Here is a 15,383-nt window from a genome sequence, read left to right on the forward strand (position 1 = left end):
GCCTAAGCCCCCAAAACACTTTGTCCACAGACGCGCAATGCTTGCCCGGTGAACGCCCCGGTGCCGGGTTGCGCCAGCCAGGCCACCGCTTCGGCGACGTCTTGCGGCAGGCCCCCCTGGCCAAGGGAACTCATGCGGCGCCCGGCTTCACGCAGGCCGAAGGGCAGGTGCGCGGTCATCTGGGTTTCAATGAATCCTGGCGCCACCGCGTTGATGCTGATACCGCGCTCCTTCAACAGTGGCGCCCAGGCCTGAGCCAGGCCGATCAGCCCCGCCTTGCTCGCCGCGTAGTTGGTTTGCCCGCGATTGCCGGCGATGCCGCTGATGGAGGCCAACAGAATCACCCGGCCGTTGTCCTGCAAGGTGCCGCTGTCGAGCAGTGCCTTGGTCAGCACCTGCGGTGCATTGAGATTGACCGCCAGCACCGCGTCCCAGAATTCCGGGGTCATGTTGGCCAGGGTTTTGTCCCGAGTGATGCCGGCGTTGTGCACGACAATGTCGATGCCGTCGGGCAATTGCTCGATCAGCTGCGCGGCGGCGTCATCGGCGCAGATGTCCAGCGTGATGCCGCGCCCGCCGAGGCGGGCGGCCAGGGCCTCGAGGTCGGTCTTGGCCGGGGGTACGTCCAGCAGGATCACGTCGGCGCCGTCACGGGCAAGGGTTTCGGCGATGGCCGCGCCGATGCCGCGCGCCGCGCCGGTGACCAGAGCCTTGCGACCTGACAGCGGGCGAGTCCAGTCCGTCACCTGCGTATTGCAGGCGTTCAAGCCAATCACTTGTCCGGAAACGAAAGCGCTTTTGGGCGAGAGGAAAAACCGCAACGGGCCTTCCAGTTGATCCTCGGCACCTTCACCGACATGGATCAGCTGCAAGGTACCACCGCTGCGCAATTCCTTGGCCAGCGACCGGCTGAAACCTTCCAGGGCCCGCTGGGTGCTGGCGGCGAACGGGTCGCTCAAGGCCTGCGGTGCCCGCCCCAGGATCACCACATGAGCACTGTGATCAAGGTTTTTCATCAGCGGCTGGAAGAATTCGCGCAGCTGTTTGAGCTGGTCGGTCTGCACCAGATTGCTGGCATCGAACACCACGGCCTTGAGTTTCGGTCCATGACCGGGAATCCACGCCGTGGCCATTGAAGGGGCGGTGCCGTAGCTGTAAATCGCGTCGGTCAGGCGGTTGGCGAAAGCGCTGACTTTTTCCGCCAGCGGTCCGCCGCCGATCAGCAACGCCCCCTCGACCGGGCGCAGCCGCCCGGCTTGCCAGCGCTCCAATCGTACCGGCGTCGGCAGACCCAGGGCCCCGACCAGACGATGGCCGATGGACGAATTGGCGAACTCGATATAGCGGTCAGACATGGAACGCGCTCCAGCAGCTGGGGTTCAAAGTGTGGACCACGAATGGCAATCAGTCGTTCGATCCACGGGATTAGGCCTACGCTTGATCACAGCAGAATAGTTTGTCCCCGACCTTTGTGTGCACCGCTGACCGTGTGGGAGCGGGCTTGCCCGCGATGGCGGCGGCACATCCAACGATGATGTGACTGACACACCGCCATCGCGGGCAAGCCCGCTCCCACAGGGATTGGGTTAACGTTCAAATATTCGATCAGGAGCTTTTCATGACTCAACCGCGCCGCGTCGCGATTATCGGCGGTAACCGTATCCCTTTCGCCCGCTCCAACGGGCCATACGCCACTGCCAGTAACCAGGCGATGCTCACCGCCGCGCTCGAGGGCCTGATCGAACGCTACAACCTGCACGGCCTGCGCATCGGTGAAGTGGCCGCCGGGGCAGTGCTCAAGCATTCCCGGGATTTCAACCTGACTCGCGAGTGCGTACTCGGCTCGCGGCTGTCACCGACCACCCCGGCCTACGACATCCAGCAAGCCTGCGGCACCGGGCTTGAGGCGGCGCTGCTGGTGGCGAACAAGATCGCCCTTGGCCAGATCGAGTGCGGCATTGCCGGTGGCGTCGACACCACATCCGACGCACCGATCGGCGTCAACGAAGGCTTGCGCAAAATTCTGCTGCAAGCCAATCGCGCCAGGACCACCGGCGACAAACTGAAAACCTTCCTGCAACTGCGCCCCGGGCACCTGATCCCGGAACTGCCGCGCAACGGCGAACCGCGTACCGGCCTGTCCATGGGCGAACACTGCGAGCTGATGGCCCAGACCTGGGATATTCCCCGGGACGAGCAGGATCAACTGGCCCTCGAAAGCCACCAGAAAATGGCCGCGTCCTACACCGAGGGCTGGCACAACGATCTGATGACACCGTTCCTCGGCCTGACTCGCGACAACAACCTGCGCCCGGACCTGACCCTGGAAAAACTCGCCTCGCTCAAACCGGCATTCGAGAAAAGTGCCAAGGGCACCCTGACCGCGGGCAACTCCACGCCGCTCACCGATGGCGCGTCGCTGGTGCTGTTGGGCAGCGAGGAATGGGCGAAGGAACGTGGCCTGCCGATCCTCGCTTACCTGCGCGATGGCGAAGCGGCGGCGGTGGATTTCGTCAACGGTGCCGAAGGGCTGTTGATGGCGCCGGTCTATGCCGTGCCGCGCTTGCTGGCGCGCAATGGCCTGACTTTGCAGGACTTCGATTACTACGAAATCCACGAAGCCTTCGCCGCGCAGGTGCTCTGCACCTTGAAGGCCTGGGAAGATCCTCACTATTGCCAAACCCGCCTTGGCCTCGCTGCGCCGCTCGGTGCCATCGACCGCAGCCGGCTCAACGTCAAAGGCAGCTCTCTGGCGGCCGGGCATCCGTTCGCTGCCACCGGCGGGCGCATTGTCGCCAACCTGGCGAAGTTACTCGATGCCGCAGGCAAGGGACGGGGCTTGATTTCGATCTGCGCCGCGGGCGGCCAGGGCGTGACCGCGATTGTCGAGCGCTAAAGGATGCTTTGGGTGACACCCCGAACCTGTGGGAGCGGCGGTGCGACGATTCGACTTGCCCGCGATTGGGACGGCACATTCAGCATTTCTGTTGCCTGAAACACCGCTATCGCGGGCAAGCCCGCTCCCACAGGGATCACCGACATTGAATATATGAGTGACATGGCCTAACGTCGGAGTCATTGATCATCTTGCAACATTAGGTCGTTCAATGCCGACTAACGGACAACTTACCCTCGAACGGACGATTCCGACGCTGACGGCATTGCCGCGTCCGCTGTTCGCCCGGGCGGAAAGCCTCAATGCGGGTTCCTGGACACCGTCTCATCGCCACGACTGGGTGCAGTTTTCCTACGCCATCAGCGGCGTTCTTGGCGTACACACCGCCGAGGGCAGTTTCTTTGCTCCGCCGCAGTGGGGCATCTGGATTCCAGCGGATCTCGAACACCAGGTGGTGACTTCGATGCGCGCCGAAATGCGCAGCCTCTATGTGCGGCGCGAGGATTGCGCATGGGCGGACGGGCGTTGCCGGGTGCTCGAGGTGACGCCGCTGGCCCGGGAGCTGATCAAGCATTTTTGCCTGCTGCCGGTGGAATATCCACAGGGTGACAGCCAGGAAACGCGGTTGGTGAATGTGCTGCTGGACCAGTTGGCGAGTCTGCCGGAGGTGGCGTTTTCCCTGCCGTTACCGCGTCATGAGCGGTTGCTGGGGTTGTGCAACGAGCTGCTCGAAAGCCCTGAGCAGAACGTGACCTTGCAGGCGTGGGCGCAGCGGTTGGGTACGTCGGAGAAAACCCTGATGCGCCTGTTTCAGCGGGAAACCGGGTTGAGCTTTCGAGGGTGGCGTCAGCGGATGCGGCTGCTGTCGTCGTTGAGTTTGCTGGAGGAGGGGAACAGCGTGACCAACGCCGCGCTGTCTTGCGGGTATGACTCGACGTCGGCGTTTATTGCGGCGTTCAAGGGGTTGTTCGGATTTACCCCTGGCGAGCTCTTCAAGCAGTGACGGTCTGTCGAGCTTACTCAGCAGGCAACGACAATCGTTGTCCCGCCATCAACAACGACAACCGACTCAAACTCATCCACGGTGAACCCGCGGCCTGGCCCTTGATCTGCGCATCAATGCGCTGCGCTTCCAGCAACAACTGTGCCCAGCGTGGCGCCGAGTAGCGTTGCAGGGCTTTGCTCATCAGCGGTTTGCGTTTGTCCCAGATCGGCGGTCGCGCAGCGCTGAAGGCCTTGTCCAGCGGCACGCCCTGGCTGTACTGCAATGCCAGGTTGGCCAACAGGCGCAGCTCCCGGGCCAGGGCCCAGAGAATCACCGGTGGCTCGACGCCTTCACCGCGTAATCCTTCAAGCATGCGCAGGGCATGCGCCGCTTCGCCGTTGAGAATGGCATCGGTCAGCCCGAAGACATCGAAGCGCGCACTGTCGGCCACCGCCGCTTGCACGGTTTCAACGCTGATCTGCCCACCCTCGGCCATCAGCTTGAGTTTTTCGATTTCCTGGGCGGCAGCCAGCAAGTTGCCCTCGACCCGGGCAGCGATCAGTTCCACGGCGTCCTGGCTGGCGGACAGTCCGGCCTGGGACAGGCGTTGACGGATCCAGCTCGGCAACTGGTTGGCATCCACCGGCCAGATTTGCACGAACTGGGTGTGCTGGCCTTCAACCAGTGCCTTGCCCCACTTGGTTTTCTGCGCGCTGCCATCCAGCTTGGGCAGGCTGATCAACAACACCGTGTCTTCGGGCGGACGCGAGCAGTACTCGATGAACGCGCCAGCCCCTTTGTCACCGGGTTTACCTGACGGCAGACGCAATTCCAGCAGGCGTTTTTCGGCGAACAACGACATGCTCGCGCCAGCCTGCAACAACGTCCCCCAATCGAAACTGGCATCGGCGGCGAAGACCTGGCGTTCGTCGAAGCCCTGTTGACGAGCGGCGGCACGAATGGCGTCGGCGGCTTCCTGACACAGCAATGGGTCATCGCCACTGATGATGTAGACAGGCGCGAGGGTGCCTTGCAGGTGCTTGGCGAGTTGGGCGGGAGCGAGTTTCATAGGAGAGGGCGAACGGGGCGCCGAGGCGCCCCGCAACGCTTACTGGCGCGGCAGTTCGACAGGCGACTGACGCGGCGTTTGCGCTTCAGCCTTCTGCGCCGCTTCCAATGCCGCGGCTTCAGCCCTGGCGCGGGCCTCGGCGGTCTGCTGCAGCTGCTCCAGCTGAGTCGGGGTCAATTGCTGCAGGCGCAGCATCATGCGTTGCACCAGTTCACGACGCATTTCCTTGCGCGCGTCGTTGGCTTCCTGGTCGGAGCCCACCAGGTTGTTGCCGTCGTGGATAAAGACTTTCTGCACTTCGAGCTTGTCGCTCAACAGTGGCAAGTTGCCCTGGCCATTGATGTCATAGCTGAGTACGGTACTGATCTGATACTCGCCAGTGCGGCCGGCACCGGCGTAGCTGAGAATGCGCTGGCTTTCCTGTTCGCCGGTCAGCACCAGTTTGTAAGGGGCGCCGCTGTAGAGCTTGACGCCGCTGCTTTCCAGCACCTGACGCATTTGGGTCACGGTCGGGCCGTAGGCATCACGGGCGCTCAGGTCGAGTTCCTTGATCGCCAGCTCGGTGGTGCCGGTGCCACGCAGCTGGAAACCGCAGGCGCTCAGCAGAACGGCGAGGCCCATCACCAGCAGATTGCGTTTGATCATCTTGTTGTTCCCCTTGAAACCAGGTGGGCCGATCATGCGACCCGAAAGGTTTTACTCGGCGCCAGGCTGGACCTGGCGCCTGGTCCACTTAGCTGGCGACGATATTGACCAGTTTCCCGGGCACTACGATCACTTTACGAATAGTCAGGCCGTCGACAAAGCGCAACACGTTCTCGTTGGCCCGTGCGGCGGCTTCGACGTCTTCGCGGCTGGCGCTGGCCGGCATTTCGATGTGGCCGCGCAATTTGCCATTCACTTGAATGACCAACTGCAGGCTGTCCTGTACCAGGGCACTTTCGTCCAGCACCGGCCAACCGGCGTCGATCACCGGACCGGCGTGACCCAGGCGATGCCACAGCTCATGGCTGATGTGCGGAGTGATCGGTGCCAGCAGCAGGACCACGGTTTCCAGGCCTTCGTGAATCAGTGCACGATCCTGTTCGGTGCCTTGCGGGGCTTTTTCCAGCACGTTCATCAGCGTCATCACCTGGGCAATGGCGGTGTTGAATTTGTGGTTCTGGCCGACGTCGTGGCTGGCCTGCTTGATGGCCTGGTGGATCGAACGGCGAATGGCTTTCTGCCCGTCGTTCAGGCCGGCGACGTCCAGTTTGCCCGGCAGGCCTTGAGTGACGTGCGCTTGAGCCAGGCGCCAGACGCGCTTGAGGAAGCGGTGCGAACCTTCTACGCCGGAGTCGGACCATTCCGCGCTCATGTCAGGCGGCGAAGCGAACATCATGAACAGACGGCAGGTGTCTGCGCCGAACTGGTCAATCATCGACTGTGGGTCGACGCCGTTGTTCTTGGACTTGGCCATCTTCTCGGTGCCGCCGATTTCCACCGGCAGGCCGTCTGCGATCAGCTTGGCGCTGATGACCTTGGCCTTGCTGTCGCGCTCGAGTTCGACGTCCGCCGGGTTGAACCAGGTGTAGGCACCGTTGGCTTCGCGACGATAGTAGGTCTCGGCGATCACCATGCCCTGGGTCAGCAGGTTCTTGAACGGCTCGTTGGAGCTCACCAGGCCTTCGTCGCGCATCAGCTTGTGGAAGAAGCGCGCATAGAGCAGGTGCAGGATCGCGTGTTCGATACCGCCGATGTATTGATCCACCGGCAACCAATGGTCGGCCGCCGATTTCTCGACCAGGCCGCCTGCATAGTGCGGCGAGGCGTAACGGGCGTAGTACCACGAGGACTCGACGAAGGTGTCCATGGTGTCGGTTTCACGCTTGGCAGGCTGGCCGCATTTCGGGCAGCTGCACTCGTAGAACTCGGGCATGCGCGCCAGTGGCGAGCCCGCACCGTCCGGTACCACGTCTTCCGGCAGTACCACAGGCAATTGATCTTCCGGGACCGGCACATCACCGCAGGTGGTGCAGTGGATGATCGGGATCGGGCAGCCCCAGTAGCGCTGACGGCTGATGCCCCAGTCGCGCAGGCGGAACTGGGTGCGCGAGGCGCCGAGGTTTTTCTTGATCAGCGCCACTTCGATGGCATCGAAGGCACCCGCGAAATCGAGACCGTCAAACTCGCCGGAATTGATCAGCGTGCCGTGTTCGCCGTAGGCGTCCTGCCAAGGGGCCGGGTTGGTGTCACCGGAACTGGTACGCACCACGGACTTGATCGGCAGGTTGTATTTGGTGGCGAATTCGAAATCGCGCTCGTCGTGCGCCGGAACAGCCATGACCGCGCCGTCGCCGTAATGCATCAGCACGTAGTTGGCGACCCATACCGGGAGTTTCTCACCGGTCAGTGGGTGCTCGACGAACAGCGAAGTCGGCAGGCCTTTCTTCTCCTGGGTGGCGACGTCGGCTTCTGCGACGCTGCCGCCCTTGCATTCAGCGATGAACGCTTGCAGCTCAGGGTTGTTCTGCGCGGCCAGGGTGGCCAAGTGGTGCTCGGCGGCCACGGCAACGTAGGTCGCGCCCATCAAGGTGTCCGGACGGGTGGTGAAGACTTTCAGTGCGCCGGTTTCGCCAATCGAATCGACGTTGTACGGGAACTGCACTTCCATGCCGCGGGATTTGCCGATCCAGTTGCGCTGCATGGTCTTGACCTGTTCCGGCCAGCCAGTCAGTTCGTCGAGGCTCTCCAGCAGCTCATCCGCGTAGGCGGTGATTTTGAAGTAGTACATCGGGATTTCGCGCTTTTCAATCAGCGCGCCGGAACGCCAGCCGCGACCGTCGATTACCTGTTCGTTGGCCAGCACGGTCTGGTCGACCGGGTCCCAGTTCACAGTGCCGCTTTTTTTGTAGATCACGCCTTTTTCGAACAGGCGAGTGAACAGCCATTGTTCCCAGCGGTAGTAATCCGGCTTGCAAGTGGTGACTTCGCGGGACCAGTCCACCGCCAGGCCCAGGCTGCGCAGCTGGTTTTTCATGTAGGCGATGTTTTCGTAGGTCCATTTGGCGGGTGCTACGTTGTTCTTCATCGCGGCGTTTTCCGCCGGCATGCCGAAGGCGTCCCAACCCATGGGTTGCAGGACGTTCTTGCCTTGCATGCGCTGGTAGCGGGAGATCACGTCGCCGATGGTGTAGTTGCGCACGTGCCCCATGTGTAGCTTGCCGCTGGGGTAAGGGAACATCGACAGGCAGTAGAAAGTCTCCTTGCCTGGCTGTTCACTGACTTCAAAGGACTTTTGCTCGTCCCAGAACGACTGGGCGGCGGCTTCGATTTCACGGGGCTGATATTGTTCGTGCATGGCTACTTTTGAACTGAATAGGGGTGGCCTAGTCCTCTTCGATACACGCTGGACGGTGATTGCGCCAGATCGGCGCTTCGGTGTCCAGACGAGCTGGAAGTGGAGTTACAGGAAGCGTCGTAGCATACATGACCGCACTCTACCGAGGGAAACCCTGATTACTGCCCAAGGCCTGGCAAAAACCGCTGCGAGGGCCGTTGGTCGCGGCACCCAGCCGGTTTGTTCATGGAAGCTAAGCTCTAAAAGGGGAGCGAGTCTTATCTTCAATGAGGTGAGGGATGGTTGAGTCACGGCAAAAAGTTACAAAACCGGAGCTGTATGAAAGACTGATCGATCGTCTGGGGATTGCCCTGGACGCGGCAAAAACCGCTGACCGGCTGCGCGATGAGCGTCCCTTGGAGCTGGAACTGCGCGGCCTGAGCCCCGCAGAGTTTGCACTGGTCAAAGCGTATCTGGATCGCAGTGAACGTGAATCACATGGATACTTGTCAGAGGCAGTGAAGCAACTCGACGCACCACGTTCGGCCAAGATCATCTGGCTCAAGGACAAGGTACCTGGCAGGGACGCGGTAAAGGTCCGGTCTCTGCAATTCAAGTAAGGGCACTTGAAACCATGGAATATGGTTTTTTAAAGCATAGACCTTCCGCATTTGTTGTCGCATTGCGTCAACCCACTTAGGCTTCGGGCATCTCTGGAGATGCTCGATGCCTTTTCGCTATTTCGTCAAACAACTTCTACTGCCTCCCGGCGTTCTATTGCTGCTGTTGCTGCTTGCCTGGTGGTTGCGCCGCTCAAGGCCGCGACTGGCGGCCCTGTGCTTTGCCTTGGGCGTAGGCGGCTTTTGGCTGATGAGCCTGCCAATAGTGGTGGAGTGGAGCGCCAGGGCGCTTGAGCGTGAACCGCCGCTGGCTCTCAATGAGTGGGCAACACTGGGTCGGCAGGCGGATGCGATCGTGGTACTGGGTTCGGGGCGCGAGCGTGGCGATCCGGCCTGGGGCGCCGACCAGCCGACCGGTATCGGCCTGGAGCGCCAACGCTATGCGGCCCGGCTGGCCAAGGCGTCGGGCTTGCCGATCCTCACCAGTGGTGGCCTGCATTACGGTACCCCGCCGACCGAAGCCAAGTTGATGGCGGACTCGTTGCTCGATGATTTCGACGTGACCGTGCGCTGGCAGGAAGGGCGCAGCCGCACCACTTGGGAGAACGCGCAGTTCAGCGCTGAAGTGTTGCTGCCCCAAGGCATCAAACGCGTCGTGCTCGTGACGCACGCCTCGCACATGCCGCGAGCGGTCTGGAGTTTCCAGCAGGCGGGGTTCGAGGTGGTGCCGGCACCTATGGGGTTTCTAGGGGTGGACAACGCCCGGCCACTGGGTGGCTGGCTGCCGGAGTTCAAGGCGCTCTGGCAGAGTGGGCAGTTGATGAATGAGGCGGTGGGACAGATCGGGTATTCGGTGTTCTACCGCTGAAGAGCAAAAGATCGCAGCCTCGTTGCACTCGACAGCTCCTACAGGAGATTGCGTACGTACTTTGTAGGAGCTGTCGAGTGCAACGAGGCTGCGATCTTTTTACAGACGCCGCGACACACCGCGATACTTAAACGGTTTTGGCCATCCGGCTAGCCACCAGCGCCCAGCCAAACAACAACACGCAAACAATGACCAGCGGCCACGAACGCCATTGCAGGTAAGGCGTCAGGTTGTGCATCGGCACCACTTCGCCGTACAAAATGCCGCGTTCGAACTGCGGGATCTGCACCGTGATCTGCCCGAACGGGTTGATCAGGCCGGTCACGCCGTTGTTGGTGGCGCGGATCATCCAGCGTCCGGCTTCCAGTGCGCGCATCTGCGCCATCTGCAAATGTTGCAGCGGGCCGATGGAGGTGCCAAACCAGGTGTCGTTGCTGATAGTCAGCAGCAAATCGCTACGGGCTGCGAGGCTGGCGGCGAATTCCGGATAGACCACTTCGTAGCAGATGTACGGCGCGATCTGGTACCCCTTGGCTTGCAGCATCGGCTGATCGGCAGGGCCACGGGCAAAGTCCGACATCGGCAAGTCGAAAAAGGCGATCAGCCCGCGCAACACCTCCTGCAACGGCACATATTCGCCAAACGGCACCAGTTTCTGCTTGAGGTAAGTGCCATCGCCTTCGCCCACGACGGTGATGCCGTTGAAAAAGCGTTTCTGTTGATGCACTTCCTGACGGATCGGCACGCCGGTAATCAGTGCGGATTTACGCTCTGCGGCGAAGTCTCCCATCATGTTCAGGAAGCCCTCGGCGGACTCCTTGAGCACCGGGACCGCGGTTTCCGGCCAGATCAACAGGTCGACCGGTCTGGAGCTGAAGCTCATGTCGCGGTACAGCGCCAGCTGCGCGTTGAGCTGTGCCGGGTCCCACTTCATGCTCTGTTCGACATTGCCCTGGATCGCCGCGACGCTCAGCGGTGCGCCCGCCGGGCTGGTCCAGGCATGCTCCTTGAGCGCCATGCCAGCCACCCATGGGCCGATCAGCAGCAGCACGCCAGCGGCGATGAAGCCTTTACGAGCGGTTTTCGCCAAAGGCAACGCGTTGTAGATCAGCGCTGCCGTCAGGGCCAGGGTAAACGAAATCAGCCACATCCCGCCGACGGGTGCGAGCCCGGAAAGCGGGCCATCGAGTTGGCTGTAACCGGAATAGAGCCATGGGAAGCCGGTAAGAAACCAGCCACGAAAGGCTTCCTGGGCGACCCACAGCGCGGCGAACGCCAAGGCATCGGCCAGTGGCGCTTCGTTGCGGCGCAGCCAGCGCACCCAGATCCAGGCGGGCAGGGCGAAGAACCAGGCAATCGCCGCCGTGAAGATCAGCATCAGGAAGCCGGCCAGTAGCACCGAAGCGCCACCGAAGTGGTGGATGCTGTAGTAAATCCAGCTGGTACCGGCGCCAAACAGACCAAAACCGAAGCACCAGCCGCGGCCCAAGGCCTGGCGAGGGTTCAGTTGACGTAAGCCGGCATAGAACAAGCCGACCGCCAGCAATGCCAGCGGCCAGATATCGTACGGCGCCAGGGCCAGGGTGGTGATTGCACCGGCCGCCACGGCCAGCAGGTTACCGGGCCAGCCGGGGCGGGTGATCCAGAGCATTTCTATCCTTAGTGGTTACCGGGCAATAGGCGTCAGGCGCAGCAAGTGAATCCGACGGCTGTCGGCGTTCAGGATGCGAAAGCGATAAGGGCCGATTTCAGTGATTTCGTTGCGTTTTGGCAGGTGCCCGAATGCGCTCATCACCAGACCGCCCACCGTGTCGAATTCGTCATCGGAGAATTGGCTGTCGAAGAACTCGTTGAAGTTCTCGATCGGCGTGAGGGCCTTGATCAGGAAGTCACCGCTGGGCAGCGGCTTGATGTAGCTGTCTTCTTCGACGTCGTGCTCGTCTTCGATGTCGCCGACGATCTGTTCCAGCACGTCTTCGATGGTCACCAGGCCTGCCACACCGCCGTACTCGTCAATGACGATGGCCATGTGGTTATGGTTGGCGCGGAACTCGCGCAGCAGCACATTCAGGCGCTTGGACTCGGGCACAAAGGTGGCCGGACGCAACAGATCCTTGATGTTGAAGTTGTCGCCGTTCTCCTTGAGGATCAACGGCAGCAAGTCCTTGGCCAGCAGCACGCCCATCACGTCATCATGGCTTTCGCCGATGACCGGATAGCGGGAGTGGGCCGAGTCGACCACGGCAGGCAGGAACTCGCGGGGGGTCTGGGTCGCCTTGATGCTGATCATCTGCGAGCGCGGGACCATGATGTCCCGTACTTGCAGGTCTGCAACCTGGATGGCGCCTTCGACGATGGCCAGCGCTTCGCTGTCCAGCAGTTTGTTCTGGTGTGCATCGCGCAGCAGCTCCAGCAGCTCCTGGCGGTTCTTCGGCTCGTGGGCAAAAGCCTGGGTGAGCTTACCCAGCCATGACTTTTGCCCGTTGCTCGATCGATCTTCGCTCATAGCGATTACTCTGAATCCTTTGTTGTAACGATAGGGGGTTCGTCTGTTTCGTCGTCCGCATACGGGTCCGGGTGACCCAGCTCTGCAAGCAACGTTCGTTCCAGTGCTTCCATTTCTTCAGCCTCGTCGTCATCTATATGGTCGTAACCCAGCAGATGCAAGCAGCCGTGGATGACCAGATGCGCCCAGTGGGCGTCGAGCGCCTTGCCCTGTTCGGCGGCTTCGCGCTCGACCACGGCCACGCAGATCACCAGATCGCCGAGCAGCGGGATGTCGAGAAACTCGTCGGGCACATCGGCAGGAAACGACAGGACGTTGGTGGCGTAATCCTTTTGCCGCCAGGTGCTGTTCAGTTCGCGGGCCTCGTCTTCATCGACCAGACGGATGGTCATTTCGGAGTCGGCAGTACGCTGGCGCAGGGCCAGCTCGCACCATTGGCGGAATTTGGCAACGCTGGGGGCGGTTCCCCGGCTTTCAAGCTGCAGATCAAGCTCAAGCATCGTGGCGATTGTCCCTGTAAGAGAACTTCGCCGGTTCTTCGGCCACGCGATTCTCGAAGCGCTCGTAGGCTTCGACGATACGCTGCACCAGTGGATGGCGCACGACGTCCTTGGACTGGAAGTGGGTGAAACTGATGCCCGGCACGTCCTTGAGCACCTCGATCACGTGGTGCAGCCCGGACTTGGTGCCTTTCGGCAGGTCGACCTGGGTGATGTCGCCGGTGATGACCGCCGTGGAACCGAAGCCGATCCGGGTCAGGAACATTTTCATCTGCTCGACCGTGGTGTTCTGGCTTTCGTCGAGGATGATGAAGCTGTTGTTCAGCGTCCGGCCGCGCATGTAGGCCAGCGGCGCGACTTCAATGACCTGGCGCTCGATCAGCTTGGCCACGTGTTCGAAGCCGAGCATTTCATAGAGTGCGTCGTAGAGCGGGCGCAGGTACGGGTCGATCTTCTGCGACAGGTCGCCGGGCAGGAAGCCGAGCTTTTCGCCCGCCTCCACTGCCGGACGTACCAGCAGGATGCGGCGAACCTGCTCGCGTTCCAGCGCGTCTACCGCGCAGGCAACGGCCAGATAGGTCTTGCCGGTACCGGCCGGGCCGATGCCGAAATTGATGTCGTTTCCGAGGATTTCCTTCACATAGCGCAACTGATTCAAGCCGCGAGGGCGAATCATGCCTTTCTTGGTGCGCAGAGCGACGGACGGTTCGGCGGGGGAGTGGTTGTCCAGCTCTTCGACGGCCGATTCCTGCAGGAACAGGTGAACCATGTCCGGCGACAGCTCGGTACCCTTGGTTTCCCGATACAGGCGACGCAGCAGGTTTTCCGCGGAGGTGGTGTGCTTGGGTTCGCCGATCAGTTCGAACTGGTTTCCGCGGTTGCGGATCTCGATGGTCAGGCGCTGTTCGATCAAGCGCAGATGCTCGTCGAATTGCCCGCACAGATTGGCGAAGCGGCGAGCTTCAAAGGGCTCGAGGATGAAACGATGTGGTTCTATGGGTGCGTTCAAGGTCGTATTTAGCCGCCCTGGGGCAATTGAGATGAAATCAAGGATAACGCCAGTGGGCTGGGTGCGAAAGCTCTTAAATATCTCGACCCCTAACACGTCCCCTGTGGGAGCCGGGCTTGCCCGCGATGAACGATAACGCGGTTAGTCAGACGGACCGCGGTGTGGCCATCGCGGGCAAGCCCGGCTCCCACAGGGTTGCTCAGTGTCAGGAGACCAGCGACCCCCGCAGCGAGTGCGGCTGGGCGGCATCGATGTGCACGTCGGCGAACTGCCCGATCAAGGTTGGCGTGTCGCAGCGGAAGTTGACGATACGGTTATTCTCGGTACGTCCCTGCAGTTCGCCGGGGTCCTTTTTCGAATAATCGGTGACCAGGATCCGCTGAATGGAGCCCACCATTTGTCGGCTGATTTCGAAACCTTGCTGGTTCAGGCGATGTTGCAGCGCATTCAGGCGCTCTTTTTTCAGCGCTTCCGGCGTGTCGTCGGCCAGATCGGCCGCCGGAGTCCCCGGACGCTGGCTGTAGACGAACGAGTAGGAGAAGTCGAAACCGACGTCTTCGATCAACTTCATGGTCTGTTCGAAATCTTTTTCGGTCTCGCCCGGGAAGCCGACGATGAAGTCCGAGCTGATGCAAATCCCTGGCACGGCAGCCCGCAGCTTGCGCAGTTTGGATTTGTATTCCAGCGCGGTGTGGTTGCGCTTCATTGCCGACAGAATGCGGTCAGAGCCCGATTGCACCGGCAAGTGCAGGTGTTTCACCAATTCCGGCACGTCGGCGTGAGCCTGGATCAGACTGTCGGAGAACTCCAGCGGGTGCGAGGTGGTGTAGCGGATGCGGTCGATGCCATCGACGGCGGCGACCACCCGGATCAGTTCGGCCAGATCCGCCAGACGACCATCGTGAGTGGCGCCGCGATAACCGTTGACGTTCTGCCCCAGCAAGGTCACTTCACGCACGCCGTTTTCGGCCAGGTGAATGATCTCGGCAATCACGTCGTCGAACGGGCGGCTGACTTCTTCACCACGGGTGTAGGGCACCACGCAGAACGTGCAGTACTTGCTGCAACCTTCCATCACCGACACATAGGCGCTCGGGCCATCGATGCGCGGCTCGGGCAGGTGGTCGAATTTTTCGATTTCCGGGAACGAGACGTCCACTTGCGGCAACTTGGTGGCGCGGGCGGCGTCGATCATTTCCGGGAGGCGGTGCAGGGTTTGCGGGCCGAACACCACGTCGACATACGGCGCCCGGTCACGGATGGCGGCGCCTTCCTGGCTGGCCACGCAACCGCCGACGGCGATCACCATGTCCGGGTTGGCCAGTTTCAGTTCGCGCCAGCGGCCGAGCTGTGAGTACACCCGGTCCTGGGCGCGTTCGCGAATGGAACAGGTGTTGAGCAGGATCACGTCGGCGTCTTCGGCGCGGGCGGTGACTTCCAGGGCCTGGTGTTCACCCAGCAGATCGACCATGCGCGAGCTGTCGTACTCGTTCATCTGGCAACCGTGGGTTTCGATGTAAAGCTTCTTGGCCATGGATAGAGTCATCACGTGATTCAAAGAACCGCGCATTATAGGGAACATGGCCCAAGGTTCCTACCGCTGTGCGTCCG

Annotated in this window: 13 protein-coding genes; 4 read left to right on the top strand and 9 right to left on the bottom strand. The window is 61.5% G+C overall.

The genetic code is table 11. From position 1 onward, the window contains the following. Positions 1-2 precede the first annotated feature (2 nt). A complete protein-coding gene (locus ACA062_RS03005) occupies positions 3-1,355 on the bottom strand; it encodes a 3-oxoacyl-ACP reductase (protein ID WP_497455156.1) in 1,353 nt (450 codons plus the stop codon). 263 nt (positions 1,356-1,618) lie between these two features. Here ACA062_RS03005 and ACA062_RS03010 point away from each other — a divergent pair, with 263 nt between their 5' ends. Next, the gene (locus ACA062_RS03010; RefSeq protein WP_497455157.1) at positions 1,619-2,896 is read left to right on the top strand and encodes an acetyl-CoA C-acetyltransferase; all 1,278 of its coding nucleotides are present in this window, start codon (positions 1,619-1,621) and stop codon (positions 2,894-2,896) included. A gap of 211 nt (positions 2,897-3,107) precedes the next feature. Beyond that, a complete protein-coding gene (locus ACA062_RS03015) occupies positions 3,108-3,899 on the top strand; it encodes an AraC family transcriptional regulator (RefSeq protein ID WP_497455158.1) in 792 nt (263 codons plus the stop codon). 13 nt (positions 3,900-3,912) lie between these two features. Here ACA062_RS03015 and holA read toward each other — a convergent pair whose 3' ends face one another. The 3 genes from holA to leuS all read right to left on the bottom strand — a co-directional run bounded on the left by holA (position 3,913) and on the right by leuS (position 8,290). Then, complete coding sequence (gene holA / locus ACA062_RS03020) at positions 3,913-4,950, bottom strand: DNA polymerase III subunit delta (protein ID WP_497455159.1); 1,038 nt, start codon at positions 4,948-4,950, stop codon at positions 3,913-3,915. 39 nt (positions 4,951-4,989) lie between these two features. Next, positions 4,990-5,595 carry an LPS-assembly lipoprotein LptE gene (locus ACA062_RS03025; RefSeq protein WP_497455160.1) on the bottom strand — a complete coding sequence of 202 codons (606 nt, stop codon included), beginning with the start codon at positions 5,593-5,595 and terminating at the stop codon, positions 4,990-4,992. A gap of 88 nt (positions 5,596-5,683) precedes the next feature. Then, positions 5,684-8,290, bottom strand: coding sequence for a leucine--tRNA ligase (leuS, locus tag ACA062_RS03030; RefSeq protein ID WP_497455161.1), 2,607 nt, complete (start codon positions 8,288-8,290; stop codon positions 5,684-5,686). A 278-nt stretch (positions 8,291-8,568) separates the two neighbouring features. On the opposite strand from leuS, the gene ACA062_RS03035 reads away from it, so the two are divergent. Further along, positions 8,569-8,889, top strand: coding sequence for a hypothetical protein (locus ACA062_RS03035; RefSeq protein WP_150764994.1), 321 nt, complete (start codon positions 8,569-8,571; stop codon positions 8,887-8,889). Positions 8,890-8,995: 106 nt separating this feature from the next. Next, on the top strand, positions 8,996-9,757 hold the full coding sequence (locus ACA062_RS03040) for a YdcF family protein (protein ID WP_497455162.1): 762 nt from the start codon (positions 8,996-8,998) through the stop codon (positions 9,755-9,757). A gap of 127 nt (positions 9,758-9,884) precedes the next feature. Here ACA062_RS03040 and lnt read toward each other — a convergent pair whose 3' ends face one another. From lnt to miaB, 5 genes are all read right to left on the bottom strand, one after another. After that, positions 9,885-11,408, bottom strand: a complete 1,524-nt coding sequence (gene lnt, locus ACA062_RS03045; RefSeq protein WP_497455163.1) for an apolipoprotein N-acyltransferase — start codon at positions 11,406-11,408, stop codon at positions 9,885-9,887. Between the two features lie 15 nt (positions 11,409-11,423). Next, a complete protein-coding gene (locus ACA062_RS03050; protein WP_064675727.1) occupies positions 11,424-12,263 on the bottom strand; it encodes a CorC family transporter in 840 nt (279 codons plus the stop codon). A gap of 5 nt (positions 12,264-12,268) precedes the next feature. After that, a complete protein-coding gene (ybeY, locus tag ACA062_RS03055) occupies positions 12,269-12,763 on the bottom strand; it encodes an rRNA maturation RNase YbeY (RefSeq protein ID WP_497455164.1) in 495 nt (164 codons plus the stop codon). Continuing rightward, entirely contained in the window at positions 12,756-13,772 is a 1,017-nt protein-coding gene (locus ACA062_RS03060) for a PhoH family protein (RefSeq protein WP_497455165.1), read from the bottom strand. The genes ybeY and ACA062_RS03060 overlap by 8 nt, the downstream gene beginning before the upstream one ends. Before the next feature lie 205 nt (positions 13,773-13,977). Beyond that, complete coding sequence (miaB, locus tag ACA062_RS03065; protein WP_497455166.1) at positions 13,978-15,306, bottom strand: tRNA (N6-isopentenyl adenosine(37)-C2)-methylthiotransferase MiaB; 1,329 nt, start codon at positions 15,304-15,306, stop codon at positions 13,978-13,980. Between the last annotated feature and the right edge of the window lie 77 nt (positions 15,307-15,383).

It is taken from the genome of Pseudomonas sp. LBUM1679 (assembly GCF_059695565.1).

Coding starts and splice junctions, on each gene's coding strand:
- ACA062_RS03005 (WP_497455156.1), bottom strand. CDS start 1,355: ATGTCTGACCGCTATATCGAGTTCGCCAATTCGTCCATCGGCCATCGT.
- ACA062_RS03010 (WP_497455157.1), top strand. CDS start 1,619: ATGACTCAACCGCGCCGCGTCGCGATTATCGGCGGTAACCGTATCCCT.
- ACA062_RS03015 (WP_497455158.1), top strand. CDS start 3,108: ATGCCGACTAACGGACAACTTACCCTCGAACGGACGATTCCGACGCTG.
- holA (WP_497455159.1), bottom strand. CDS start 4,950: ATGAAACTCGCTCCCGCCCAACTCGCCAAGCACCTGCAAGGCACCCTC.
- ACA062_RS03025 (WP_497455160.1), bottom strand. CDS start 5,595: ATGATCAAACGCAATCTGCTGGTGATGGGCCTCGCCGTTCTGCTGAGC.
- leuS (WP_497455161.1), bottom strand. CDS start 8,290: ATGCACGAACAATATCAGCCCCGTGAAATCGAAGCCGCCGCCCAGTCG.
- ACA062_RS03035 (WP_150764994.1), top strand. CDS start 8,569: ATGGTTGAGTCACGGCAAAAAGTTACAAAACCGGAGCTGTATGAAAGA.
- ACA062_RS03040 (WP_497455162.1), top strand. CDS start 8,996: ATGCCTTTTCGCTATTTCGTCAAACAACTTCTACTGCCTCCCGGCGTT.
- lnt (WP_497455163.1), bottom strand. CDS start 11,408: ATGCTCTGGATCACCCGCCCCGGCTGGCCCGGTAACCTGCTGGCCGTG.
- ACA062_RS03050 (WP_064675727.1), bottom strand. CDS start 12,263: ATGAGCGAAGATCGATCGAGCAACGGGCAAAAGTCATGGCTGGGTAAG.
- ybeY (WP_497455164.1), bottom strand. CDS start 12,763: ATGCTTGAGCTTGATCTGCAGCTTGAAAGCCGGGGAACCGCCCCCAGC.
- miaB (WP_497455166.1), bottom strand. CDS start 15,306: ATGGCCAAGAAGCTTTACATCGAAACCCACGGTTGCCAGATGAACGAG.